The organism is Ensifer sp. 4252 (assembly GCF_050434565.1).
Classification (GTDB): domain Bacteria; phylum Pseudomonadota; class Alphaproteobacteria; order Rhizobiales; family Rhizobiaceae; genus Ensifer.
Genome location: NZ_JBNDIU010000006.1, coordinates 1 through 24,441, shown reverse-complemented (window position 1 = coordinate 24,441; position 24,441 = coordinate 1). Strand labels below are relative to the sequence as shown.

23 protein-coding genes are annotated in these 24,441 nt (G+C 62.4%); 17 read left to right on the top strand and 6 right to left on the bottom strand.

All coding sequences use genetic code 11. The features are described from left to right. Positions 1-182: 182 nt before the first annotated feature. The gene (locus tag ABIE33_RS14480; RefSeq protein WP_429126032.1) at positions 183-1,136 is read right to left on the bottom strand and encodes a LysR family transcriptional regulator; all 954 of its coding nucleotides are present in this window, start codon (positions 1,134-1,136) and stop codon (positions 183-185) included. A 123-nt stretch (positions 1,137-1,259) separates the two neighbouring features. On the opposite strand from ABIE33_RS14480, the gene ABIE33_RS14475 reads away from it, so the two are divergent. The 6 genes from ABIE33_RS14475 to ABIE33_RS14450 all read left to right on the top strand — a co-directional run bounded on the left by ABIE33_RS14475 (position 1,260) and on the right by ABIE33_RS14450 (position 8,822). Beyond that, the gene (locus tag ABIE33_RS14475; RefSeq protein WP_429126030.1) at positions 1,260-3,188 is read left to right on the top strand and encodes an ABC transporter substrate-binding protein; all 1,929 of its coding nucleotides are present in this window, start codon (positions 1,260-1,262) and stop codon (positions 3,186-3,188) included. A 78-nt stretch (positions 3,189-3,266) separates the two neighbouring features. Further along, positions 3,267-4,304 (top strand): ABC transporter permease, encoded by a 1,038-nt coding sequence (locus tag ABIE33_RS14470; protein ID WP_429126029.1) that lies wholly within the window; start codon positions 3,267-3,269, stop codon positions 4,302-4,304. After that, a complete protein-coding gene (locus tag ABIE33_RS14465) occupies positions 4,301-5,173 on the top strand; it encodes an ABC transporter permease (protein ID WP_429126027.1) in 873 nt (290 codons plus the stop codon). The genes ABIE33_RS14470 and ABIE33_RS14465 overlap by 4 nt, the downstream gene beginning before the upstream one ends. Positions 5,174-5,227: 54 nt before the next feature. Continuing rightward, positions 5,228-6,904, top strand: a complete 1,677-nt coding sequence (locus ABIE33_RS14460) for a serine hydrolase domain-containing protein (RefSeq protein WP_429126025.1) — start codon at positions 5,228-5,230, stop codon at positions 6,902-6,904. Next, positions 6,901-8,007, top strand: coding sequence for an aminotransferase class I/II-fold pyridoxal phosphate-dependent enzyme (locus ABIE33_RS14455; protein WP_429126023.1), 1,107 nt, complete (start codon positions 6,901-6,903; stop codon positions 8,005-8,007). The genes ABIE33_RS14460 and ABIE33_RS14455 overlap by 4 nt, the downstream gene beginning before the upstream one ends. A 17-nt stretch (positions 8,008-8,024) precedes the next feature. After that, positions 8,025-8,822, top strand: coding sequence for a M55 family metallopeptidase (locus ABIE33_RS14450; protein WP_429126021.1), 798 nt, complete (start codon positions 8,025-8,027; stop codon positions 8,820-8,822). A gap of 130 nt (positions 8,823-8,952) precedes the next feature. Here the strand turns inward: ABIE33_RS14450 and ABIE33_RS14445 are convergent, their stop codons facing one another. From ABIE33_RS14445 to ABIE33_RS14430, 4 genes are all read right to left on the bottom strand, one after another. After that, positions 8,953-9,462: a DUF1801 domain-containing protein gene (locus tag ABIE33_RS14445; protein WP_429126019.1), complete on the bottom strand. Its 510-nt coding sequence runs from the start codon at positions 9,460-9,462 to the stop codon at positions 8,953-8,955. 164 nt (positions 9,463-9,626) lie between these two features. Next, positions 9,627-10,331 (bottom strand): DUF899 family protein, encoded by a 705-nt coding sequence (locus ABIE33_RS14440; protein WP_429126017.1) that lies wholly within the window; start codon positions 10,329-10,331, stop codon positions 9,627-9,629. Positions 10,332-10,480: 149 nt separating this feature from the next. Beyond that, a complete protein-coding gene (locus ABIE33_RS14435; protein WP_429126015.1) occupies positions 10,481-11,236 on the bottom strand; it encodes an alpha/beta hydrolase in 756 nt (251 codons plus the stop codon). A gap of 58 nt (positions 11,237-11,294) precedes the next feature. Beyond that, on the bottom strand, positions 11,295-13,070 hold the full coding sequence (locus tag ABIE33_RS14430; RefSeq protein ID WP_429126013.1) for a cytochrome c biogenesis protein DipZ: 1,776 nt from the start codon (positions 13,068-13,070) through the stop codon (positions 11,295-11,297). 352 nt (positions 13,071-13,422) lie between these two features. Here ABIE33_RS14430 and ABIE33_RS14425 point away from each other — a divergent pair, with 352 nt between their 5' ends. The 5 genes from ABIE33_RS14425 to ABIE33_RS14405 all read left to right on the top strand — a co-directional run bounded on the left by ABIE33_RS14425 (position 13,423) and on the right by ABIE33_RS14405 (position 17,505). Further along, positions 13,423-14,475, top strand: coding sequence for an alpha/beta fold hydrolase (locus ABIE33_RS14425; RefSeq protein WP_429126011.1), 1,053 nt, complete (start codon positions 13,423-13,425; stop codon positions 14,473-14,475). Between the two features lie 123 nt (positions 14,476-14,598). Then, positions 14,599-15,336, top strand: coding sequence for a response regulator (locus ABIE33_RS14420; RefSeq protein ID WP_429126009.1), 738 nt, complete (start codon positions 14,599-14,601; stop codon positions 15,334-15,336). Continuing rightward, entirely contained in the window at positions 15,336-16,658 is a 1,323-nt protein-coding gene (locus tag ABIE33_RS14415; protein ID WP_429126007.1) for a sensor histidine kinase, read from the top strand. The genes ABIE33_RS14420 and ABIE33_RS14415 overlap by 1 nt, the downstream gene beginning before the upstream one ends. A 166-nt stretch (positions 16,659-16,824) precedes the next feature. Next, a complete protein-coding gene (locus ABIE33_RS14410) occupies positions 16,825-17,241 on the top strand; it encodes an organic hydroperoxide resistance protein (RefSeq protein ID WP_429126006.1) in 417 nt (138 codons plus the stop codon). Positions 17,242-17,352: 111 nt separating this feature from the next. Next, entirely contained in the window at positions 17,353-17,505 is a 153-nt protein-coding gene (locus ABIE33_RS14405; protein ID WP_429126004.1) for a hypothetical protein, read from the top strand. A gap of 72 nt (positions 17,506-17,577) precedes the next feature. On the opposite strand, the gene ABIE33_RS14400 is transcribed toward ABIE33_RS14405, so the two are convergent. Further along, positions 17,578-18,960: a nucleobase:cation symporter-2 family protein gene (locus tag ABIE33_RS14400; protein ID WP_429126002.1), complete on the bottom strand. Its 1,383-nt coding sequence runs from the start codon at positions 18,958-18,960 to the stop codon at positions 17,578-17,580. A 370-nt stretch (positions 18,961-19,330) separates the two neighbouring features. Between ABIE33_RS14400 and ABIE33_RS14395 the strand changes: the two genes are divergently transcribed. The 6 genes from ABIE33_RS14395 to ABIE33_RS14370 form a co-directional block, all read left to right on the top strand. Next, positions 19,331-19,699 carry a hypothetical protein gene (locus ABIE33_RS14395; protein ID WP_429126000.1) on the top strand — a complete coding sequence of 123 codons (369 nt, stop codon included), beginning with the start codon at positions 19,331-19,333 and terminating at the stop codon, positions 19,697-19,699. Between the two features lie 194 nt (positions 19,700-19,893). Beyond that, a complete protein-coding gene (locus tag ABIE33_RS14390; RefSeq protein WP_429125999.1) occupies positions 19,894-20,157 on the top strand; it encodes a hypothetical protein in 264 nt (87 codons plus the stop codon). Between the two features lie 82 nt (positions 20,158-20,239). After that, positions 20,240-21,763: a sugar ABC transporter ATP-binding protein gene (locus tag ABIE33_RS14385; protein WP_429125997.1), complete on the top strand. Its 1,524-nt coding sequence runs from the start codon at positions 20,240-20,242 to the stop codon at positions 21,761-21,763. Positions 21,764-21,778: 15 nt separating this feature from the next. After that, positions 21,779-22,783, top strand: coding sequence for an ABC transporter permease (locus ABIE33_RS14380; RefSeq protein WP_429125995.1), 1,005 nt, complete (start codon positions 21,779-21,781; stop codon positions 22,781-22,783). A gap of 73 nt (positions 22,784-22,856) precedes the next feature. Next, positions 22,857-23,816, top strand: a complete 960-nt coding sequence (locus tag ABIE33_RS14375; RefSeq protein WP_429125993.1) for a substrate-binding domain-containing protein — start codon at positions 22,857-22,859, stop codon at positions 23,814-23,816. A gap of 140 nt (positions 23,817-23,956) precedes the next feature. Then, positions 23,957-24,441, top strand: a 485-nt coding sequence (locus tag ABIE33_RS14370; protein ID WP_429125991.1) for a TIM barrel protein, incomplete at its 3' end; no start/stop codon positions are given.

Sequence of the window (24,441 nt, the reverse complement as noted above, 5' to 3'; positions counted from 1 at the left end):
GGTTGCCGTGCTCGGCTGCTTCGCTGCAGCTGCTCTCTTTGATCCGGTGGGACAGCTGCATCGGCAAAAGCGAATAAAATCAATGTGTCACGATTGTGGCAGGCAAAACTATGCGCGTTGCGCATTGTATCGCCTGTCTTCGCATATCGCACTGCACACGCAATTTGGGACGGATCGACGCCTCACGCCGCGTCGTTGGCGGCGTCGAAATCGTTCTTGTACTGGGGCAGGGCGGCGCATTGTTTCAGGTGCTGCCAAAGGGCGTCGCTGTCATGGCTGCCGGAGCCTGCGCGCCGGAAGATCCGAATCTCCAATTCCAGGGACATCTGCTGGCCGCCGATCTGGGCAAGGCGCCCCTGCCGCATGGACTCGGCGACGCAGATCTGTGGCAGCCAGGCGACGCCGCGTCCGGCGACGGCCATGTGCTTCAGGCCGTCGGCAAGGCCCGACTGGTAGACGGTGCTAAGGTTGAGAGGGCGGCGCCAGCGCGATTGGATGAGCGTTGCCAGCTTGCCGATGTAACCATCGCTCCAGGAATAGGCGAGGTAGGGAATTTCCGTCGTTTCAGGCCCGTCGATGTCGAAGAGCGGCCGGCCACTATCGTCGGTTCCCGAGACGAGGATAAGCCGATCCTTGCCGATCTGCAGGGATTCGAACGGGCCACCCTCCAGCACCGGCGGTCCATCAGGATGAACATAGGTGATGGCGAAATCGCACTGGCCCGAACAAAGATGGTCGATGCTTTCGAGGAAGTCGGCGGCATGCATGCTGGTGCGAAGCGGCATGCGCGAGATCAGCGGCGAGCCGATCCATTTCGGGAAGAAATACATCGCCAGCGTATGCAGCGAAGTGAAGGTGAGCATGGCCGAACTTTCGCCGGCGACATTGCGGCAGTCGGTGCGCAGCCGGTAGGCTTCCCGCACGAGCCGCTGGCAGCCGGGCAGGAACATCGTGCCGGCGCGCGTCAACTGCACGGGATAGGTGCTGCGGTCGATCAGGTCAGCGCCGATCCAGTTCTCCAGCGATTTGATGCGCCGGCTGAAGGCCGGTTGGGAAATATTGCGCGCCGTCGCCGCCGTGGAGAAATTCCGCGTGGCCGCAATTTCCAGAAAATCTTCAAGCCATTGCAGTTCCATGCCGGCCCTCATGCGTGTTTTGCATAGTCTATCCTAACTACACATTGGACAGACCTGCAAGCGCTCTTCTAGCCTCTCCTATAACGAGAAGAAAACTTCCGCCTCCACCAAATGGGAACAACGATGAAACGCACCTTAGCCCTAGCCCTCTGCCTGGGGCTCGGCATCGCGGCTGCGCCCGCTATGGCCGAGACCAAGAACCCCGGCACCTTCGTCTTCATGTGGACCGACGACATCCAGTCGTTCGATCCGGCCTATATCGCCAACACGCCGAGCTCCTACGGCTCGCTCAACATCTACAGCCGGTTGCTGAACTTCAACGGCTCGAAGATTTCCGAGTTCGTGCCGTCGCTTTCGACCGAGGTGCCCTCGCTTGAAAACGGCCTGATCAAGCAGGCCGACGATGGCTCGGTGAGCTATACCTTCCCAATCCGCAAGGGCGTTTTCGCCCACAAGGTCGGCGTCAAGGGCGCCGACGGCAAGGTCACCTGGGAATACTACGACAAGCTGACCGACGCCCAGAAGGCGACGATTGAGCCGGGCTACGGCCAGATCACGCCCGAAGACGTGCGCTACTCGCTGCTGCGCGCCATTCTGCAAGGCCAGTCGTGGATGTCGAACGCGATCACCGAGGTGATCACCGCCGGCAAGTACACCGACATCGCCAAGTGGGTCGAAACCGAAGGCGAAGTCAAATCCATCAATGACGCCAGCCCCGAGGTTTTGCGCAAGGTCTATGACCAGCTCGCCTCGCAGATCGTCGTTGACGGCGACAATGTCACGCTGAAACTGCCAAAATCGTTTCCGGCTACGCTCGGCGTGATCGCGCTGCCCTTCGGCACCTCGGTTCTCGACAAGGAATGGGTTGCTTCGGTCGGCGGTTGGGATGGCTCGGGTGACACCTGGAAGGCCCATTACCGTCCGGAACTCGGCGCCAATCCGCTGTTTGCCGAAGAAAACGGCACCGGCCCGTTCATGCTCGAGGAATGGGACCGCACCGACCGGCGCATCACTCTGAAGCGCTTCGACAATTATTTCATGGGGCCGGCCAAGCTCGAGCGGGTGGTGATGCGCACCGTTCCGGAATGGACGACGCGGCGGCTGCAGCTTCTGTCCGGTGACGCCGATTTCGTCACTGCACCCGTGGAATTCATCGACGAACTCAGCAAGACCGAGGGCGTCAAGGTCATCGACGGCCTGCAGAAGGTGTTTTCGCGCGGCGTCTTCTTCGCCTGGCCGCTCGACGACAACGACAATCCGGCCATCGGTAGCGGCAAGCTCGACGGTGCCGGCATTCCGCCGGACTTCTTCGCCGACATCGATGTGCGCAAGGGCTTCAACTATGCCCAGAACTACGATGCGCTCCTTACCCAGGTGCTGCTCGGCAAGACCGTGCAATCACGCGGGCCGACGGTGCGCGGCATCATGGGCTATCGCCCGGATTCGCCTGTTTACAGCTACGATCCCGCCAAGGCCGAGGAACACTTCAAGAAGGCGTTCGGCGGCAAGCTCTGGGATACCGGCTTTGCCTTCACGGCCTATGTGACCGAAGGTTATCCGCAACTGACCGCGGCGCTCTCGGCGTTGCAGCAGGGCCTGTCGCGCATCAACCCGAAGTTCAAGATGCAGATCCAGGCGCTGCCATGGGCTTCCGTTTCGGACAAGCTCAACAACCGCGAAAAGCCGGCAGCACCCCTGACGGTAATGGGCTGGGGTCCCGACTATTCCGACCCAGGCGGCCCGCTCGGTGCCGCCAGCTACTATCTTTCGCCCACGGGTCTCGTCGGCGGCATGGTCGGCCAGGGCTACCGCGACCTGATGGCGGAGAAGTTCAAGCCATTGCTCGACGAAGCCTGGGCCTCGGTCGATCCCGCAGTGCGCGAGCCGATCTACGCCAAGCTGCAGGAAATGTCGTACGAATACGCCACCACCCAGTTCCTATGGGAAGACTTCGGCTACGTCGTCACCCGCAGCAACATCGATGGGTACGTCGACAACATGATCCTCTACGGCGCCTGGGATTTCTACCCGGTCACCAAGGCCAACGACTGATTGGCAAGGGCACGCCGGGCGGCAAACCCGCCCGGCGTGCGCCTGTTTCATTTTCCCTGAAATCGGAACGTGTGAACCGTGCTGAATTACGCACTCAGACGACTGATGATGCTGCCGATCGTCCTCTTCGCACTGTCGTTGATGATCTTCGCGCTGCAGATGTCGCTTTCGCCGACGCAGAGACTGGCGGCCTATGCCCCCTCGCCTGACTATCTCAAAGGTGGTCAGGAAAGCATCCGCCGGATGATCGAGCAGTATGGGCTGAACGACCCCTTCTACATCCAGTACGGCCGCTGGATCGGCGGCATCCTGACCGGCAATCTCGGCTGGTCGGAGACTGCCCGCCAGCCGGTTTCGACCGCGCTGATGTCGCTGTTTCCGGCGACGCTGGAACTGGTGGTACTGGCCTTCGTTCCATGCCTGTTGCTCGCCGTCTTTTTGGGGTCGCGGGCGGGCATCTACCTCAATCGTTGGCCGGATCACGTCATCCGCATCTTCACCATTCTCGGCTGGTCGTTCCCGGTCTACGTCTTCGGCCTGCTGATGCTGTTGATTTTCTATTCGGCGCTCGACTGGTTTCCGCCCGGCCGGCTCAGCCAATGGGCGCAGACCGTGGTCAGCTCCAGCGACTTCGTGCGCTATACCGGCGCCAACACCATCGACGCATTGCTCAACGGCAATCTGGCGATCTTCGGCGATGCGCTGCGCCACCTCGCGGCACCGGTGATCACGCTGACCTATGTCAACGTCGCCAGCATGACGCGGGTGATGCGCACCTCGATGCTGGAGACGCTACGCCAGGACTATGTGCGCACCGCCCGCGCCAAGGGTCTGCCGCGCCGCGTCGTCGAACTGCGCCACGCCCGGCGCAACGCGCTTCTGCCGCTTGCGACCATCGCCGGCATGGAACTCGCCGTGATGATGGGCGGCGTCGTCATCACCGAGACCATCTTCGATTATGCCGGCCTCGGCCAGTTCGCCGCCAAGACCGCCGCCAATCTCGACTTCCCTGCGGTCCTCGGCTTCGGCCTTTATTTCGCGGTCGTTCTGGTGCTGATGAACCTGATCGTCGACCTCATTTATCCGTTGCTCGATCCGAGGGTGAAGACGCAATGAAGTTTTTTCGTTACCTCGCAAGAAATCCGGTCTCTCTGTTCGGCGTCGTGATTCTGCTCGCCTTCGTGCTGATCGCCGTCTTCGCACCTGTTCTGGCGCCGCCGCAGAGCTTTCAGCTGTCACCCTACGACACGCCGCGCGCCGGGTTCCTGGCAACGCCGCAGCCGCCGTCGTCCGAGGCCGTTTTCGGCACCACGCAAGGCCAGTACGACATCTTCTACGGCGTGGTCTGGGGAACGCGCACGGCGTTCAAGATCGGGCTCGGGGTCGTCGCGATCTCCGTGCTGATCGGCACCGTCGTCGGCGCCGTCGCCGCCTACTATGGCGGGCTTGCCGAAGAAATCCTGATGCGCATCGTCGACGTGTTCATGGCGGTGCCGTTCCTGATCGCCGCCATGGTGCTGACGGCGCTGCTCGGCAAGGGCATCGTGCCGATCACCATCGCACTGACGACGTTCGGCTGGATGAGTTATGCCCGCATCGTTCGAAGCGAGATCCTGCGGATTCGCGAGATGGATTATATCCACGCGGCCCGCAGTTACGGCGCCAGCGACCTCAGGCTGATCGTGCTGCATATCCTGCCCAACGCCATGTTCCCGGTGCTGGTGCTGGCGACGATGGCGACCGGTTCCATGGTGCTGTCGGCGTCGGCGCTGAGCTTCCTCGGTGTCGGCACCGAAGAAGGCTATGCCGACTGGGGGCAGTTCATCGCCTATTCGCGCAACTGGATCGTCGGCCAGCCCGGCAATCCCTTCCAGTTCTGGTACACGCTGGCGTTCCCGGGCGCCGCCGTCTTTCTGTTCGTGCTGTCGTGGAACCTTGTGGGTGACGCGCTGCGCGACATGCTCGACCCCCGCCACGCCCATTGAGACCCAATCCCTTTAAGACCCCCAAATCCGTTTAAGGTTCAAGGAGCATTCCCGATGTCCTCTCTGTCTGCCGCCTCGATCGAGCTTTTCGAGGATCTGATCCGCTATGAGGTCGAAGACAAGGCGATCCCGTCGATCTCCTACGCTCTTGTCGACCGCGACGGCGTGCTTGCCGAAGGCCATGTCCAGCGTCACGACCGCCATTTCGACATGGGCAAGGACACCTGCTTCCGCATCGGCTCGATCACCAAGACCTTCACGTCGCTGGCGATCATGCAGCTGGTTGAGAAGGGGCTTGTCGATATCGACGTTGATGTCTCGACCTATCTGCCCGGCTTCAAGCCCGAGAACCCGTTCGCCGGCGCCGAAGGCGGCCCGTACGGCTCGGTCATCAGCCTGCGCAAGCTGATGACCCATACGGCTGGCCTGGTGCGCGAGCCGAAGAGCGGCCACTATCTCGATGCCACCCGTCCGCCGCTCGAAGATACGGTCAATGAGCTCGCAAGCTCGACCCTGAAGCAGGACCCGAGCCTCGGGGTGATGCACTACTCCAATGCCGGCATCGCCGTGGTCGGTCGCGTGATCGAGACGGTCACCGGCCAGAGCTATTCCGACTATGTCGCCGCCAACATCCTGACGCCGCTCGGCATGGACAACTCGTCCTGCGGCATGGCGCCCGGCATCCGCGAGCGACTTGCGCCCGCCGACATGTGGACGCTCGACGGCGACACGCCGGCGCCTGTATTCAGCCTCGGTGGTTCGCCGGCCGGCAACATCTTCTCCACCACCGGCGACATGGCGCGTTACGCCGAGTGCCTGCTTCGCGGCGGTTTCGACACAGAAGGCAATTCCGTCATCTCGCCGGCCTCGCTGCGCGAAATGTGGGCGCCGTTCGGCAAACGTCCGGCCGGCCACGACAAGACGCTCAACGGTTACGGCCTATGCTTCGGCTCCGGTGACGTCGACGGCTGGACCTCCGTCGGCCATGGTGGCGCCGTCTACGGCTACGCCTCGCAGATGATGCTTCTTCCGGCTGCCGGCGTCGGCGTGCTGATCTTTGCGACCCTTGATTTTGCCAACCAGATTGCTTCGCGGCTCGGCGTCGACGGCGTGCGCATCGTTCTTGCCGAACGCAAGATGGGCAAGATGCCGGAGCGGATCCAGCGTCGGCCGGAGATCTCGGAGGTGCAGTTCAAGACCCTGCCAGGCTATTACCGCGACGACGCCACGAAGGAGATCGTCGAGGTCAAATCCAAGGACGGCAAGATCTATCTGATGGGCGAGGGCGTGCCGCACCAGATCCGCCCGGTCGCCGGCAGCGACTTCGTCATCGACGGCCGTATCTACGGGCGCGGCGCGGACTATGCCCATATGAACCTCTCCTTCCCCGAAGCCGGCAAGCTCGTCTGGAAGGATGCCAGCTGGACACGAATCGAGGCACCCGGCGACGAGACCGTGCCCGACGCAATCAAGCCGCATCTCGGCGAATACGGGCCGGATTTCAACATCACCTACCTGACCTACAGCCATGGCGGGCTGAAGTGCCTGATCGAGTACTTCTGCACTCACACCTGCGAGCCGGTCGAAGAAGGTCGCTTCCGCATGCATGGCCGGCTCTACGAGGACGAAATCCTCGAACTCGACGCCGTCGATGACAACGGCAAACGCGGCATTCGCGTCGGGCCGATGTTCCTGGAACGGCGCAGCCCGTCCCAGGCGGAAGCGGCGTGAGCCGGATCATGGCCGCTCCGATCAGGATGGAATCGCCGCTCGGCGCCCGCATGTTCATCGGCGGGCGCGAGGTCGACTATTACTGCGGTACGTCCTACTTCTGCCTGCACGGCCACCCCGAGGTGATCGAGGCGGCCTGCGACGCCACGAGGCGGTTCGGCATGGGGCCGGGTACGCTCGCCCATATGCAGGTCTATGCCGACCTGCAGGAGCGGCTGCGCGACTGGTTCGGCACGGAAGAGGTCGTCTACATGATCTCCGGCTACACCAGTCCGATGGTGTTGCTGCAGGGACTGCGCGACGATTTCGACGTCATCCTGATGGATTCCGCCACGCATTACAGCACCCGCGACGCAATCCCGACGCTCGACAAGCGGATCCACGAGTTTCGCCATGCCGATCCCGACGATCTGGCCGCGCAATTGTCACAACATGTGAAGCCGGGCGAGCGGCCGGCCGTGCTGACGGACGGCGTATTCCCGTCCTCTGGCAAGCTCGCGCCACTCGGAGACTATCGGCAGGCGATGGCTCCGTATGATGGCGCGCTGCTGTGCATCGATGATTCTCACGGCGTCGGCGTTCTCGGCGAGACCGGCCGCGGCTCGCTGCAGCATGCCGGGCTCGAAGGCGAGGGCAATTATCTCGCTGGCACCATGAGCAAGGCATTCGGCGCGCTCGGCGGCGTGGTTCCCGGCGATGCTGCCCTTGGGGAAAAAATCGCCCGCAACGCGATGATCATGCGCGGCGCCTCGCCGGCGCCGCCCGGCCTTGCGGCTGCGGCCGCCGCATCGTTGCGCGTGCTGCAAACGACGCCGGAAAAGCGCGCCAATCTCGCCCGCAACATCAAGCATGTGCGCGGCGGACTGCGGGCGCTTGGCTTCGAGGTCGCCGATACGCCGGTGCCGATCGTCACCGTCAAGGGCGTGACCGATCTCGAGCAGCTTCGCGACCGTCTTGCCGAACGCGACATCATCGTCCGGGTTCAGCAGGCGGGCGGCTATTCCGACGCACCCGACGTGCCGACAATGCGGCTCGCGGTGTTTTCCGAACATTCCCCGGCTCAGATCGATCGGCTTTTGCAGTCGATGGCCGAGCTTCTTTGAGAGATGAGAGAACGAACATGAAGGTTTTCATCAGCGCAGATATCGAGGGCACCGCGGGGATCACCGCCTGGGACGAGGCCAAGAAGGGCCACGCGGAATACGAAGAATTCCGCGAATACATGACCGACGAGTTGGTGGCGGCCTGCGAAGGGGCAAAGGCGGCCGGCGCCAAGGAAGTTGTTGTCAAGGACGCGCATTCGACCGCCCGCAATCTGATCCTGTCGAAACTGCCAGCCTATGTCAGCATCGTCAGGGGCTGGAGCGGTCACCCGGATTTGATGATGTTCGGCATCGACAAGAGCTTTTCGGCAGCGCTTTACACCGGCTATCACAACAAGGCCGGCACTGACACCAACCCGCTCGCCCATACGCTGACCGGAACGGTGTCGCGGCTTTTGATCAATGGCGAAGTGGCGTCGGAATTCACGCTGAACGCGTTTTGCGCTGCACGTTACGGCGTGCCCTCGGCGTTCCTCTCCGGCGACGCCGGTATGTGTGCGGAGGCCAAGGCGATCGCTTCCGGCATCGGCACCGTTGCGACCAGCGAGGGTTTCGGCCCGGCGACCCGATCGCTCACGCCGAAGGCCTCGGTTGCGGCCATTCGCGAGGGGGTGGAGAAGGCGCTGTCGGGTGATCTGAAGGCCTGCCTGCCGAAACTCGCCGACAATTTTGAACTGATCGTCGAATACACGACGCCGATCGAGGCCTATCGTGGCAGCTGGTATCCTGATGTCGAGCATGTCGCGGCACGCACGTTGCGTTTCGAGGCCAAGGACTTCTTCGAAATCCAGCGCGCCATCCGCTTCATCGTCTGAGCGAGGCGGTTTGCGGCGGGCGAGACGTGTATCGTCGCCGGCCAAGCCCTTCGCCGACAAGAGCATGGCGCCGGGGCATCGCGAACGATTGCCGACCGCTGCTTGAAAACTGAAGCACTCGGCGGCTTCCTCAGTTCGTCGAGGTTTTGGGCCAGGTCCTCGGCAACATCGCCGCGCGCCGATGATAGGTGAGTGCTGCCTGCAGGCAGAGCGCCAGCGGTTCTCTCGGCAAATCGCCGGAGGCGGGGATGAGGATGGCGCGATTGCCTTCGAAGGTGAAATCATCGGCAAAGTGAATGCGGAAGGTTTCGATGAGCGTCGTCCTGCAATTAAAGAACACAGCACATCGTTCGGGCGCGGATTTGGCGACGCCGAGCCGGATGGTCGTTCCGGCTCTGCTTGCTTGCGTAAGAGAGGCCGGCTCTCCCCATTTGAGCGTTTCTGTCAGCGGCCCGACGCCTTCGGTCTCGGCGGCAACGACATAGATGAGATCGCGAACCTGCACGAGGCGCGTTCGTATATGCTCGGCATGCTGCGCCAGCACCTCGGCAACAGCGGTCGGAATGGCCGGGCTCGTCATGCTGAACTCGTCCATTCCGGTATCGGTCCGCAATTCGCTCTGCGGCAGATCTTTACGCATGTTTGTGCCCTCTCCGCTCACAATAAGGAGGAGGCTTGCACGAACGGGCAGACAAATCTTGCGGAGTTGAGAATACATCGATGCGATCAACGCTCTTGAGCGTCATGTACTGCCACAACGAATGACCGCGGGCCCAGTCAATCTAATCTGTCTCGCTGCGACCGTCAGTAGCTGAGCTTCGGATACCAGTCCGTGCCGCGACCCTCTGGCGTCAGATCCAGCATCGACCAGAGCGAAGCGATGTCAGGCGCGTCTCTCGGGTCCTGGCCAGGGTCGGCCATTTCCATCGTCATCTCGCTTGCCCAGAAAAGCCTGGCAGCGTCGCCGTCACGTTTGAAGACGGAAAGCGCCGGATTTTCGCTTCCGTCGGCATTGATGAGACCGAGGTCCTCGGCATAGTCGTCGCCGACGGTCTGGACGAAATCGAGGTGTCGCCAGCCCCGTTCCTGCGCAAATGCGAGCTGACGTTCGACGGGGCTGCGGCCGAGGATCTTGAACGCGACGCGCTGCTTGATGTCGGCGCCATTGCCGTTTACTGCGCCAAGCCAGTTCGTGCACATCGGACAGGGCCGCGCACGCTGTGGCCCGTACATCCAGAAATAGGTAACGAGTGTCTGTTTGTCGCCGAAGAGGTCGAGCAGGCAGACATCGTTGCCATTGGCATCCTTGAAGCGATAATCCTTTTCAATCGTTGGCCCATCCGGCAACGACCGTCGCAGTTCAACCAGTCGCGTCATCTGCCGCCGGAACTCGATTTCTTCGCGCAGCAGCGCCTGTCGTGCACGTCTGTATTCCGCCGTTTCGCCGGGGAAGGGCGACTTGCCCTTGGCTGCGAGATCCGACGCGGGAACGAGTTGATCGAAGCTCATATCCTTGCCCTCGTTTTGTCGATCCCAACTAACGGCCTGGAGGCGTTCGGGTTCCCAAACAGGTGAAGGAATGCCGGCCCCGGCCGCTGCGCCCGGACCGGCTTGTTGGCCGCAGCCGCGCCTTCGGGCGTCGGCTGCCGCTCATCGACTTACTGGCCGAGCTGTTTGGCAGCCTTTTCGATGACGTCCGCAACCATCTCCGGTTGGGAGGCGAAGACCGCATGGCTCGCCTTGATCTCCGTCACGTCGCTGCCCGCCCGCTTTGCCATGTCGCTCTCGAGATCGGGATTGATGGAGCGATCGTCCGTCGCCACGATCGACCAGCTCTTCTTGGTTCGCCAGGCAGGATCGCCGACCTTTGCCGAAAACGCCTCCTTGGCGGCAAATACCTGCGACTTTGCGAGGAACGCGGCTTCCTCCTTTGGAAGGTCCGCAGCGAAATCGGCGGCAAAAGCGCTGGGGTCGAGATAGAGGTATTTTCCGTCCTTGGTCTCCCTGATGTTCATGCCGCCCGCCGGCTTGGAGCTGGCAAGGCTCAGCAGGCTTTCACCTTTGTCGGGCTGGAAGGCCGCGACATAGACGAGACCGGCGACATCGGCACGGTTGCCGGTCTCGGTGATGACGATGCCGCCATAGCTGTGTCCGACGAGCAAGGTCGGGCCATCCTGCAGATCGAGCACGCGGTTTGTGGCAGCAACGTCATCCGCCAGCGAAGTGATGGGCTGTTGAACGATCGTCACGTCATAGCCCCGCTTCTCGAGAATTTCCGTTGCCTGGCGCCAGCCGGAACCATCGGCCAATGCGCCGTGAACGATGACGATATTCTTGACCTCGGCGGCCTCGGCCGCAAAGGCAATGGCGCTGGTGAAGAGGGCGAGCGCGAGGATGGAAAGATGACGGTTCATGGATTTCACTCCTTGTCGGGTTGATGGTGGTTCGCAGGGTTGAAGATGTCTCGCGGTCTCAGCCGAAGGTGAAGGCATAGGCCTGAACGCCCGGATCGAGGAAGCGGATGTTGAAGCTGCGCGCCGAGACGTCGTCGGCCTGGCGCACCAGCTGGTAGAGCCTGGTCGCCGTGACCGTGCCGTTTCCGTCGGCGTCGATATCGGCGCCGTGGTCGCTGCCCGGAGCCTTGCCGTCGATGGTCACCTGGAAGCGGACCGGCTTTCCGTCCGCACCAGGCCCAAGAACGAGATGCAGGTCGCGGGCGCTGAAGCGCGAGGCGATGCCGCCTCCCGGCTCATCGAGCGTCGCCTGTTCCGGGCCTACGGTCCAGGTGCCGGACAGGCCCCATTCGTTGAGACCCGGTTCGGCGATCGTGTAGGTGCGGGCCGCATCGGCGCTCAGGCTCTCGTTGGAGGCGAAGTTCGACGCGCGCTGGTAACCGAGATAGGTTTCGCTTGAGCCGATATTGCTGAGGTCGGCACCGAGTTCAGCGCCCTTGGTCTCGGGCGCTACCGGCCCGCTCGCCGCCATGTCGCTGCCGGCTTCCCGCAACAGGTCCTGGATGGCCCTCTCCGTCTGGGGGTAATTGCCCTCGCCGAAATGATGGTAGCGGATCTGTCCCTTGGCATCGATCAGGTAATGGGCTGGCCAGTAGCTGTTCTCGAAGGCGCGCCAGATGCGGTAGTCGTTGTCGATGGCGACGGGATAGCCGATGTTGAAATCGCCGACCGCCTTGCGGACGTTGCCGATCTTCTTTTCGAAGGCGAACTCGGGCGCATGCACGCCGATGACGACGAGGCCCTGATCCCGGTATTTTTCCGCCCAGGCGCGGACATAGGGCACGGTGCGAATGCAGTTGATGCAGGAATAGGTCCAGAAATCGACGAGCACGACCTTCCCGCGCAAGGCTTCCGTGGTAAGCGGCGGCGAGTTCAGCCACTCCACCGCTCCATCAAGCGATGGTGCAACGCCTTCGACGGGCAGGTTGCTTTGAAAGGGGCGCGTCGTATCGGCTGACGCGACGTCCACGCCCTTGTCGGCAGCCTCGGAGAGTGGTCCGCCAGACGCTTTGGTATCAAGCCTTTGGAGCACGCTCTGTTCCAGGGATGCCGTGCTGGCATAGGAAAGTTGGGCCAGCAGACCGGTATCGAGGCCGAGCGCAATCGCGGCAACGCCCGCCAGAACCGCAGCACCCAGGACCTGGCGAACGCGCTCGCCGATGCCGAGCGAACGCTTCATGGCGGCAAAGACCTTTCCGCCGACAAACATGGCTGTGGCAAGCGAGGTGGCCGCACCGGCAGCATAGGCAAGCAGCAGGAATGTCGTGCCAAGGTTGGCGCCCTGCAGCGCCGCGCCGGTCAGGACCAGACCAAGGATCGGCCCTGCGCAAGGGGCCCAGAGCAGGCCGGTCGCGATTCCGAGAACAAACGAACCGGCCACATCGGGCGTCGCACGCCCATGGCCGGTGGCCTTCATCAAGCGGTTGCCAAGATCGACGACGGGCTGTGAAAGCGCATTGGCGATCCGCGGTGACAGGAGGCTCGCGCCAAACGCCGCAAGCAACGCAATCGCGGCGATGCGGCCATATTCGTTGGCCTGGATCGCCCAGCTGCCGCCGACCGCTGCCAGCGTGGCGACAAGCGCAAAGGTGATGGCCATGCCCGCAAGCATCGGCAGCGTGCTTCGAACGAAGGATTGTTCGGCGCGCGCGAAGACGAAGGGCAGGATAGGCAGGATGCACGGGCTGAGGATCGTCAGCGCGCCGCCGAGATAGGCAATGATAAGAAGCGTCATCATCGTTTCCTTTGAACCGATTGATCGGGCTCTGGACGGCGATGTGCCTTGACCAGCATGGACTGGCATCTGGTCGGCGCGACGTATCCCGCATGTTTCCTATCAGGTGGGAAATTGTACCGGCATGTAGGCGCTGGCGGCCGCGCTACAGAAGGATACAAATCGGTTTCCGGCGGTCTGGCGTCGAAGCGCATCGGCCATTCGCGGAGGATTGCTTGCAAGGTGTATTGTATCGGACTGTATCCGGGCGGGTCGGCGCTACATTGGTATTCAAGATCGAGCGGCCGCGACACACGCGGGATACATGCGGCCTGTCCTTCTGCAACCACGCTCAGTTTACAAGGAGAGACCGATGTCTGACGAAATCAACCATCACCGCCGCAGGTTTTTCGGTATGGCCGCCATGACCATCGCTGCGGTCGAACTCGGTATGACGGGGGCCGCAATGGCGCAGTCGGGGCAAACATCCGCCGCACCGGTATCAGACATCAAGCCCGGCACACACACTTCCTTTGCAGCACTGAAGCAGATCCGGGCCGGCGTGCTCGATATCGGTTATGCGGAGGCAGGCCCCGCCGATGGGCCCGCTGTTCTGCTGCTGCACGGCTGGCCTTATGACATTCATACCTATGTCGATGTTGCACCCTTGCTCGCTCAAGCCGGCTACCGCGTGATCGTGCCTTACCTGCGCGGTTACGGAACGACGCGGTTCCTTTCGCCGGATACACCGCGCAACGGCCAGCAATCGGCCATTGCGGCGGATATGATCGCGCTGATGGATGCGCTGGGCATCGAAAAGGCGATCCTCGGTGGTTGCGACTGGGGCGCGCGCACCGTCAACATCATGGCGGCACTTTGGCCGGAGCGCTGCAAGGCGATGGTATCGGTGAGCGGCTATCTCATCGGAAGCCAGGAAATCAACAGGAAGCCGCTGTCGCCTAGCGCCGAGCTTGCCTGGTGGTACCAGTTCTATTTCGCAACCGAGCGCGGTCGGCTGGGCTACGAGGAGAACCGGCGCGCCTTTGCCAAGCTGATCTGGCAGACCGCGTCGCCCACCTGGAAATTCGACGACGCGACCTTCGATCGTTCGGCTGAGGCCTTCGACAATCCCGACCATATCGCTGTTGTCATCGACAATTATCGCTGGCGGTTGAGCCTGGCGGAAGGCGAACGCAAGTACGACGCCTATGAAAAGCGGCTTGCCGTGGGACCGAAGATCTCGGTTCCCACCATCACGCTGGAAGGCGATGCCAACGGCGCGCCGCATCCGCAGCCTACCGCCTATGCCGGCAAGTTTTCGGGAAAATACGAACACCGCAACATCACCGGCGGCATCGGGCATAACCTGCCGCAGGAAGCGCCGCAGGCATTCGCACAGGCGGTTATGGACGTGGATCGCTTTTAGACCGACGATGGTCTGGCAACAGGGCGCGCAACCTTGTGGATGCGTGCCTCGCGCAAGCCGCTTTGGGTCTAAGGCTATCAGGCGGTGTTGCCGCCGAGTGCATAGGGGAGTGGGAAGTCTGATATGGAACACGTCGATCACATCCTGATCGTCGACGACGATCGCGAAATTCGCGAGCTGGTGTCGAGCTATCTGAAGAAGAACGGGCTGCGCACCGCCGTTGCCGCGGATGGCCGCCAGATGCGCGCCTTCCTGGAAGCCAACACCGTCGATCTGATCGTGCTCGATGTGATGATGCCCGGCGACGACGGGCTGGTTCTGTGCCGGGAACTGCGTGCCGGCAAGCACAAGGCGACGCCGATCCTGATGCTGACTGCCCGCAGCGACGAGATGGACAGGATCATCGGGCTGGAGATGGGCGCGGACGACTATTTGCCGAAGCCATTTGCAGCGCGCGAGCTCTTGGCACGCATCAAGGCCGTGCTGCGCCGAGCTCGCATGCTGCCTCCGAACCTGCAGATCAGCGAGGCCGGCCAGTTGCTGACCTTCGGCGACTGGCAGCTCGACACGGTCGGCCGTCGCCTTCTGGACAGGCAAGGCACGGAGATTGCCTTGAGCGGTGCCGAATACCGGCTGCTGCGTGTCTTCATCGATCATCCGCAGCGCGTGCTCAACCGTGATCAGCTGCTCAACCTGACACAGGGGCGCGACGCCGAGCTGTTCGACCGCTCGATCGATCTTCTCGTCAGCCGCCTTCGCCAGCGGCTCGGCGACGATGCGCGTGAACCGACCTACATCAAGACGCTGCGCAGCGAAGGCTACGTCTTCTCCGTTCCTGTCGAAATCTCGGAGCCGAGGTAATGAGCTTGGGCGTCACCTCGAGCGCCAGCTGGTATTGGCCGAGCACCTTGCGGGCCCGGCTTTTCCTCGTTCTCCTCTTGGGTCTGGCAATCGCCTACGGTCTTTCCTTCAGCATTCTCTTTCTCGAACGCTACATGTCTGCCAAGGCGGTTATGCTCGGCACGCTGGAAACCGATGTGGCAACATCGATCGCCATTCTCGATCGGCTGCCGGCGAACGAGCGAGCGGGCTGGCTCGATCGTCTCAGCCGCGGGAGCTATCGTTTCGTGCTGGGACCGGGCCTTCCCGGCGTGCCGGACCTGTCCAGCCGCGGCAGGGAGATCGCTGCCAAGATCGAGGAGGCGGCCGGGCATCGCTTTCCGCTGCGCGTGGAGGCAATTCCAGGCGACGACAAGAGATTGCAGGCCCATCTGACGCTGAGCGACGGCGCACCCCTGACGATAGACGTGACGCCACGGGGCGTCATGCCGATCGCCGAATGGCTGCCCTATGTGCTGGCGACCCAGATGGCGCTTCTGCTCCTTTGCGTCTGGTTTGCCGTGCGCCAGGTCGTCCGCCCTTTGAGCGACCTTGCCGCTGCCGCCGATGCGCTGGACCCGAACAGGAAGGCCGCGCCGTTGAGCGAGGCCGGCCCACGTGAAGTCGCGCATGCCGCCCGGGCCTTCAATGCCATGCGCGACAGGATCGCCCATTATCTCCAAGAGCGCGTGCAGATCCTTGCTGCCATTTCCCACGATCTCCAGACGCCGATAACGCGCATGCGACTTCGCGCCGACATGGCGGACGAGTCTCCGGAGAGGGATAAACTGGTGCAGGATCTCCGCGAGATCGAACGCTTGGTGCAGGATGGCATCGCCTACGCCCGAAGCGCGCACGGCAATGTCGAGAAGACCTCGCGCATCGATCTCGCATCCTTCATCGACAGCCTGGCCTACGATTATCGGGACACCGGAAAATCCGTGAGCGTCGTCAGTACCGTTGAAGGGACGGTGTCCACCAAGCCGCATGCTCTTCGCCGCATCCTCTCCAACTTCATCGACAACGCGCTGAAGTTTGCCGGAGCAGCAGAGATCAGCGTCGAGCGAAGGGAAAGTGGCGAGATCGCCATCACGGTGGTGGATCGTGGGCCGGGCATTCCGGATGATATGCTCGAGGCGGCGATGCAGCCGTTTTTCAGGCTTGAACAGTCCCGCAATCGAGATACGGGCGGCACCGGGCTCGGCCTTGCGATTGCCCAGCAACTGGCCGGGGCCATCGGCGGCTCGGTGCGGCTCTACAATCGCGCCGGCGGCGGCCTGGCGGCGGAAGTCGTCATCCGCTGATCTCGCAAGTTCGTCGAAGCGCTTTGTACGTGTGCGTGTCAGGTGCGGCCGCCGCTACGCTTTGGTACATTTCCGGCGATTTCGGAAACATGCCGGATACCTCAGCCGGTCAAATCTTTCTCCGTCAACGCAGTCGCCCAGGGGCGACACAACAACGGAGTGTTCCATGACACAGGTCGACAAGGTTCTCTATACCGCCAGGACGCACACCAGTGGCGGGCGCGACGGCGCCTCGCGCAGCGACGATGGGCAGCTGGACGTCAAGCTCTCGCCGCCGGGAAGCGCCCAGCCCGGGACCAATCCCGAGCAACTTTTCGCGGCCGGGTGGTCGGCCTGTTTCATCGGCGCCATCGGCATTGCCGCGGGAAAGCGCAAGCTCAGGCTTCCGACCGATCTTTCCGTCCTTGCCGAGGTTGATCTCGGAACCACCGACGGCGCCTATCTGCTGCAGGCACGGCTGAAGGTAAACGTGCCGGGTATCGAGCGGGAACTGGCCAATGCGCTTGTCGAAGAGGCGCACCAGACCTGCCCCTATTCCAAGGCGACGCGCGGCAACATCAATGTCGAGCTGACGATCGCCTAGAAAATGATGAATGCACGCCGCGCAATGGCTCCGCGTCGCGGCGTGCATTCTTTGGAACGGGAGCCGCAAGAGGGAACGGGCGATGCTTGAGCGTCGCCACCGGAGGATCCAATGAAGCTGATGATCATCATCGCTCTCGGAGCGGCGGTTTTTGCAACACCCTGCATCTATGATGTAAGCTCGCAAGAACCTTCGCCGTTGATAGGGCTTGTTGCTGCCGCCTCGGCGATTGACGGTGCAACCGTTGAGCCGATGAGGCGCTGACCTCGCGAAAACCGCCCCGACAGGCCGCCGCTCAGCTGAGCCGGGCCGGTCGGGGCGCTGATCCCCTGATCGTCAGTCGGTGATTTCCTCCCGGTGCTCTGGCAGGAGCCAGTTGAGGAAGACCGCGCAGATGCCGCCGGTCGCCACGCCCGATTCCAGGACGTCCGCCAGAGCCCGGGGCATATGGGTGACGAACTCGGGAACCTGGGAGACGCCGAGCCCGAGCGCCAGCGAGATGGCGATAATCAGAAGCGCGCGGCGGTCCAGATGAACGCCGGCGAGGATGTTGATGCCGGAGGCCGCGACTGCGCCGAACATGACAATGACGGCACCGCCGAGCACCGGTTCGGGCACGGCCTGAATGACGCCGGCAACCGTCGGGAACAGCCCGAGCAAAACCAGCACCGCGGCGATGTAGATGCCGACGTGGCGGCTGGCGACCCCGGTCAGCTGGATGATGCCATTGTTCTGCGCAAACACCGAGCTTGGGAAGGTGTTGAAGATGCCCGCCAGCAGCGAGTTCACGCCGTTGACGAGAACGCCGCCCTTGATCCTTTCCATCCACAGCGGACCTTCGACCGGCTGGCGCGAGATCTTGCTGGTTGCGGTGATGTCGCCGATCGCCTCGAGCGACGTGACGAGATAGATGACCACCATCGGCGCAAACAGCGACCACGAGAAGTCGATGCCGAAATGAAACGGCACCGGCGCCTGGAACCAGGCTGCCTGATGCACGCCGGCAAAATCGAGGCGGCCCATCCATGCCGCCAGCAGATAGCCGGCGGCGAGCGCCAGCATGATGGCGCTGCTGCGGACCCAGACGATGGGAATGCGGTTGAGCGCGATGATAAGCCCGAGCACGACGCCTGACAGCAGCAGGTTTTCGCCGTTGGCAAAGGTGCCCTGTGACATCGCGGCAAAGCCTCCGCCCATGCTGATCAGGCCAACCTTGATCAAGGTGAGGCCGATCATCAGGACGACGATGCCGGTGACGAGAGGGGTGATCAGACGCTTGACGAAAGGCAGCACCCGCGACAGGCCCATTTCGATGAAGGATCCGGCGATGACGACGCCGAATATGCACGCCATCACGGTTTCAACAGGCGTGCCCTGCTTGACCATCAACACGCCGCCGGCGATCAGCGGGCCGACGAAATTGAAGCTCGTCCCCTGGACGATCAGCAACCCGGCGCCGAGCGGGCCGAAACGGCGACATTGAACGAAGGTTGCGATCCCCGAGATGACCAGCGACATCGACACGATCATGTTGGTGTCGCGAAGGGAGACCCCGAGCGCCTGGCAGATCAGCAGGCCAGGCGTGACGATCGGCACGATGATCGCCAGCAAATGCTGCAAGGCTGCAAGAAAGGCGATCGGCGGCGAGGGGCGATCGTCGAGCCCGAGAACGAGTTCGCTCGGCCGCGTTGTTGCGGCGGTAGGATTGTGTATGTTCATGCGCGTCGGCCCTTGGTCAGGGTCACGAGCAGGATCGGGGCGCACGATTTTGAAGTCCGGTGATCCGCTGAAAGTTTCGACATTGTTCCTCCTTGTCGATCGCCGAATGTCTCGAAACATTCGGTGCGGCGCCCGCCGTCCTCCAACGTTGGGTGCGCGGCGAAAGCTAGCTGAATTCGACGTTTCTCATTCACCAGAAATACGTGAAGCTGTTTCGCTGGTGCTGAACGCAATCATGCGGAGTACTGCCGGCCCGCCCCGCAAGACCAAAGTCTGATGTGAGGTCTTGCCGTCGGCGGATTACGCCCATTGACCTCAGCTATGCGTGAGCTTCTATAAGGCACTCCGTACAGCGCTACGGAGAAACATGATGACCGACCAACTGCTCTTTAGAAATGTCATGAAGATCAAAGCCGGGCACTTGCAGCCCTTCCGCGAAGCGGTGCGGGCCGCGGTCGACTTCGTGGAAGAAAACGCTCCGCAACTGATGGTCCGCACGTTCATCGACGAGGCCGAAATGCGGGCGGTCAGCTACCAGCTCTATCGAAGTTCGGCCGACGTCCTGCGCCACTGGCAGATGTCGGATGCACACATTCAAAGCGTGTCCGAGCATTGCACCGTCGAAAAATTCGAAGTCTATGGCGATCCGAACGAGGAGGTGGCGAGAGGCGTGTCCCAGTTCATGGATGACGGCCGCGGCATGATCATGCCGCCGCTCAAAGGCTTCTCGCGCTTCTAGGCGTAAGTACGAAGGCGACAAGACTGTTGCGGATCGGCTGGGCACGCGCGTGTGTGTTGATGCGGCGTGCGTTCCAATCGGCGCCCCCGCTCGGAGCACACCCGATCATGCGACAATGGGACTGGCGGATACGGCTTGTGGCTGCCAGTCCGCGGTGTTCTCTCGGTTTGTGAGAGTGCCGGATGGCACCCTGCATGCCTTCCTTTGATCCCACGCGCCGAACCGCGCTTATTTCCACGCTATTTGGAACGCCGCATCAGGCCGGCAGCGACCGGACATCTCCTTTCGGAAAATCGATCATCCTTGCTGACATCATGCCGTCTCGGCCGCGGTTCTCGCTTTGGCTTTCCGACCCTAGCGACGAGGCGGCCGTTCGAAATCAGCAGACTGAAAAAACAAATTCTGATTTACGTACCTCAGAAAATACGTTAGCAGTACTCCCGGAGGAGTTCTTATGACATTGTTTCGTTGCGTTCGTGCCCGAGCACGGGGCGTGGCGGCCGACCCTATGGGGCGTGGCTTGACGATTGCGGTCGCCACATGACGGCTGCGGCATCCCAGAGTGCGCAACCCGTCCTGGAGGCGAGGGGCGTTTCAAAGACGTTTGGTATCGTCGAGGTTCTGCGCGACATCGATGTGTCCGTGCGGCCCGGCGAAGTCCACGCCATCATCGGCGAAAACGGCGCCGGCAAATCCACGCTGATGAAGATCCTGGCCGGCAACCATTTGCCGACCCGGGGCGAGCTGGCGATCGATGGACAGCCGGTGAGTTTCTCCGGTCCTGTCGATGCCGAGCAGGCCGGCATCGTCCTTGTTCACCAGGAAATCCTGCTGGCGCCGGATCTGACGGTGGCGCAGAACATTTATCTCGGTCGCGAGCTGCGCAAAGGTCTTACGGTCGACGACCGGGCCATGAACGATGGCGCGGCCAAGGCGATCCGCGATCTCGGCGCCGAGATCGACCCGCGGACCATTGTCCGCCGCCTGTCGATCGCGCAACGCCAGTTGGTTCAGATTGCACGGGTGCTGCTGGTGCCGCACAGGGTGGTGATCTTCGACGAGCCGACGGCATCCCTGACGCCGCACGAAACAGAAGCGCTGCTCAAGGTCATCAAGGACATCCGCGCCAAGGGCGTCGGCGTTCTCTACATTTCGCACCGCCTGCCGGAGGTAAAGGAGATCGCCGATCGGGTGACCGTGCTGCGCGACGGGCGCGTCGTCGCATCCCACGATGCCGCCGCCGTGCAACCGGCCGACATGGCGCGGTTGATGGTCGGACGCGATGTCGCAAAACTCTATCCCGAACGCCACGGTGGGCCGGCGCGCGAAGTCGTGCTCGAGGTCGAGGATTTTTCGGTGCCGGGTTATGCGCGCAACGCCACCTTTCAACTGCGCAAGGGTGAAATCCTTGGCTTTGCCGGGCTTGTCGGCGCGGGCCGCACTGAGTTGATGGAGGGCATCGCCGGGCTTCGGCCGGGCCATGGCAGGATCAGGCATCACGGCCAGGCGGTGAACTTTTCGAGCGTCGAGGCAAGCCTCAGGGCCGGATTGGTCTATCTAAGCGAGGACCGAAAGGGCAAGGGCCTGCTGCTGACCAAGGACCTGAGGGTGAACCTGACGCTTGCGTCGCTTTCCCGCTTTGTCAAAACCCTGCAGATCGACCGCAAGAAGGAAAGTGACGCGCTCGACGAGGCGATCCGCGAGTTCGACATTCGAACCGGCCGCAAGGACATTCTTGCCGGACAGCTTTCCGGCGGCAATCAGCAAAAGCTCCTGCTCGCCAAGATGATGATGCTCGACCCGGAGATCGTCATCATCGATGAACCGACGCGCGGCATCGACATCGGCAACAAGGAACAGATCTACAAATTCATCGCCAAGCTCGCAGAAGAGGGGCGGTCGATCATCGTCGTCTCGTCGGAAATGCCGGAGTTGATCGGCATTTCCGATCGCATCCTGGTCATGCGGGCGGGCCATATCGTCGGCGAAGTTACGGGAGACAAGATGAACGAAAACGAGATCGTCGTTCTTGCGACAGGCGCCAACACCGAGGAGGCCGCGTAAGCGCGGGGCACGATGATGACGAATGTTGCAACCGAAACGCAGAGGGCGCCGAGAACGTCGCGAGATTGGGACATGGCGGCCATCGCGCCCTTTGTCGCGCTGGCGCTCTTGCTCATCCTTGGCTATTTCGCCAATCCGAACTTCATTTCCGTCGCCAACCTTTTGAACGTCATCACGCGCAGCGCCTTCATCGCCATCATTGCGCTGGGCGCAACCTACGTGATTTCGTCCGGCGGGCTCGATCTGTCCGTCGGTTCGATGGTCGCCTTCGTCGCCAGCCTGATGATCCTGTTCATGAACAGCGGCGTCATCGCCGATCCGGTCCTGATGCTGATCTGCGCCGCGATCCTGGCGCTGGTGCTCGGTGCTGCTTGCGGGCTTGTCAACGGGCTCATCACCACCGTCGGCAGGATCGAACCCTTTATCGCCACGCTCGGCACCATGGGCATCTATCGAGGGCTGACGACGTGGCTGTCGCAAGGCGGGGCAATCACCCTGCAGGACCGCGAACTGCAGCAGATCTATCGGCCTGTCTATTTCGGCTCGATCGCCGGCGTTCCCGTGCCGATCATCGTGATCTTCGTAACCGCAGCGATTGCCGCCTTCGTGCTCTATCGCACCCGTTATGGACGTCATGTCGTCGCGGTCGGTTCGAACGAGGATGTCGCGCGCTATTCCGGCATCTCGGTCAACCGTGTGAGGACGATCGCCTATGTGATCCAGGGCCTCTGCGTTGCGGTTGCCGTCCTGCTTTACGTACCGCGTCTCGGTTCGACCTCAGCCACCACCGGCATTCTCTGGGAGCTGCAGGCGATTACCGCCGTCGTCGTCGGCGGGACGGCGCTCAGAGGCGGCGTCGGCCGCGTCTGGGGCACGGTCTGCGGTGCCTTCATCCTGGAGATCGTCGGCAACATCATGCTGCTCTCGAACTTCGTCAGCGAATACCTGATCGGTGCCATCCAGGGCGCGATCATCATCATCGCCATGCTGGTGCAGCGGTCGCTCATGCGCCGCACATGAGATTGGCCGGGCCGTTGGGGCGAGCCCGGTTTCATCGCAATCGAGGCCCCGTGGAACTCTTGGGAGGGAGACTATGCGTAGGACAATTATTGGTTTGACCGTCGCTGCCGTGGCGGCATTTGCGGGCACCGCACCAGGCGCCTGGGCGCAGGACAAGAAGGTCACGATCGGCGTATCGATCCCGGCTGCCGACCATGGCTGGACGGCCGGCGTCGTCTTCCACGCCGAACGCGTCGCCAAGCTCCTGATGCAGGAGCATCCGGGCCTGAACGTTATCGTCAAGACATCGCCCGATGCCGCCACTCAGGCAAACGCCGTGCAGGACCTCGCGGTCCAGGGGCTTGATGCGCTGGTCATCCTGCCGTCGGATCCCGATCCGCTCGTCAACGCCATCCAGCAGGTCAAGGATTCCGGCGCCTTCGTCGCGCTCGTCGACCGTGCGCCGTCGGTCAACGACAGCTCGATCCGCGATCTCTATGTCGCCGGCAACAACCCGGCGCTTGGCCAGGTCGCGGGCGAATACATCAAGAAGACGACGCCGGATGCCGAAGTCGTCGTTATCCGCGGTCTGCCGATCCCGATCGATCAGCAGCGTCAGGACGGTTTCGACAAGGGCATTGCCGGCTCCAACGTGAAGGTTCTCGACCGCCAGTACGGCAACTGGAACCGCGATGACGCCTTCCGCGTCATGCAGGACTACCTGACGAAGTATCCGAAGATCGACGTGGTCTGGTGCCAGGACGACGACATGGCCGTCGGCGTTCTCGAAGCCATCGGCCAGGCAAAGCGCACGGACATCCAGTACATCGTTGCCGGTGCCGGCTCGAAGGACATGATCAAGAAGGTCATGGACGGCGACAAGATGGTCCCGGTCGATGTGCTCTACCCGCCGGCGATGGTCGCAACCGCGATGCAGCTCACGGCCGCCAAGTTCTATGACCAGGTCCCGGTCAGCGGCGAATACATCCTCGACGCCACGCTGGTGACCAAGGAAAATGCGGACCAGTTCTACTTCCCGGATTCTCCGTTCTGATAAATCGAGCGCGCCCGCTGGTCGGGCGCGCCCTCTTCTTTTCCCGCTCATTTTTCAGGTCGAAAGCGCGCCTGGCCGACCCTGTGTCCGGCGCCTCCTGGGCGTGACACCGATCACAACAGCTTAGACGAGGATGAATCATGAAAACGATCAAGGGCCCCGGGCTGTTTCTTGCGCAGTTTGCGGGGGATGCGGCGCCGTTCAACTCGTTTGCGTCGATCACGAAATGGGCGGCCGATTGCGGCTACAAGGGCGTGCAGGTGCCGACGTGGGATGCGCGGCTGATCGATCTGAAGCTGGCGGCGACGTCCAAAACCTATTGCGACGAGCTTTCAGGCATTGCCCGCGACAACGGCGTCGCGATCACCGAGCTGTCGACCCATCTGCAGGGCCAGCTGGTCGCCACCCATCCGGCCTATGACGAGGTGTTCGACGGCTTTGCCGTGCCGGAGGTGCGCGGCAATCCACAAGCCCGGCAGCAATGGGCGGTCGAGCAGGTGAAGCTGGCGCTGACGGCCTCGAAGAACCTTGGGCTCGAGGCGATGGCGAGCTTTTCCGGGGCGCTTGCCTGGCCGTTCGTCTATCCCTGGCCGCAGCGCCCGGCCGGCCTGGTCGAGACCGCCTT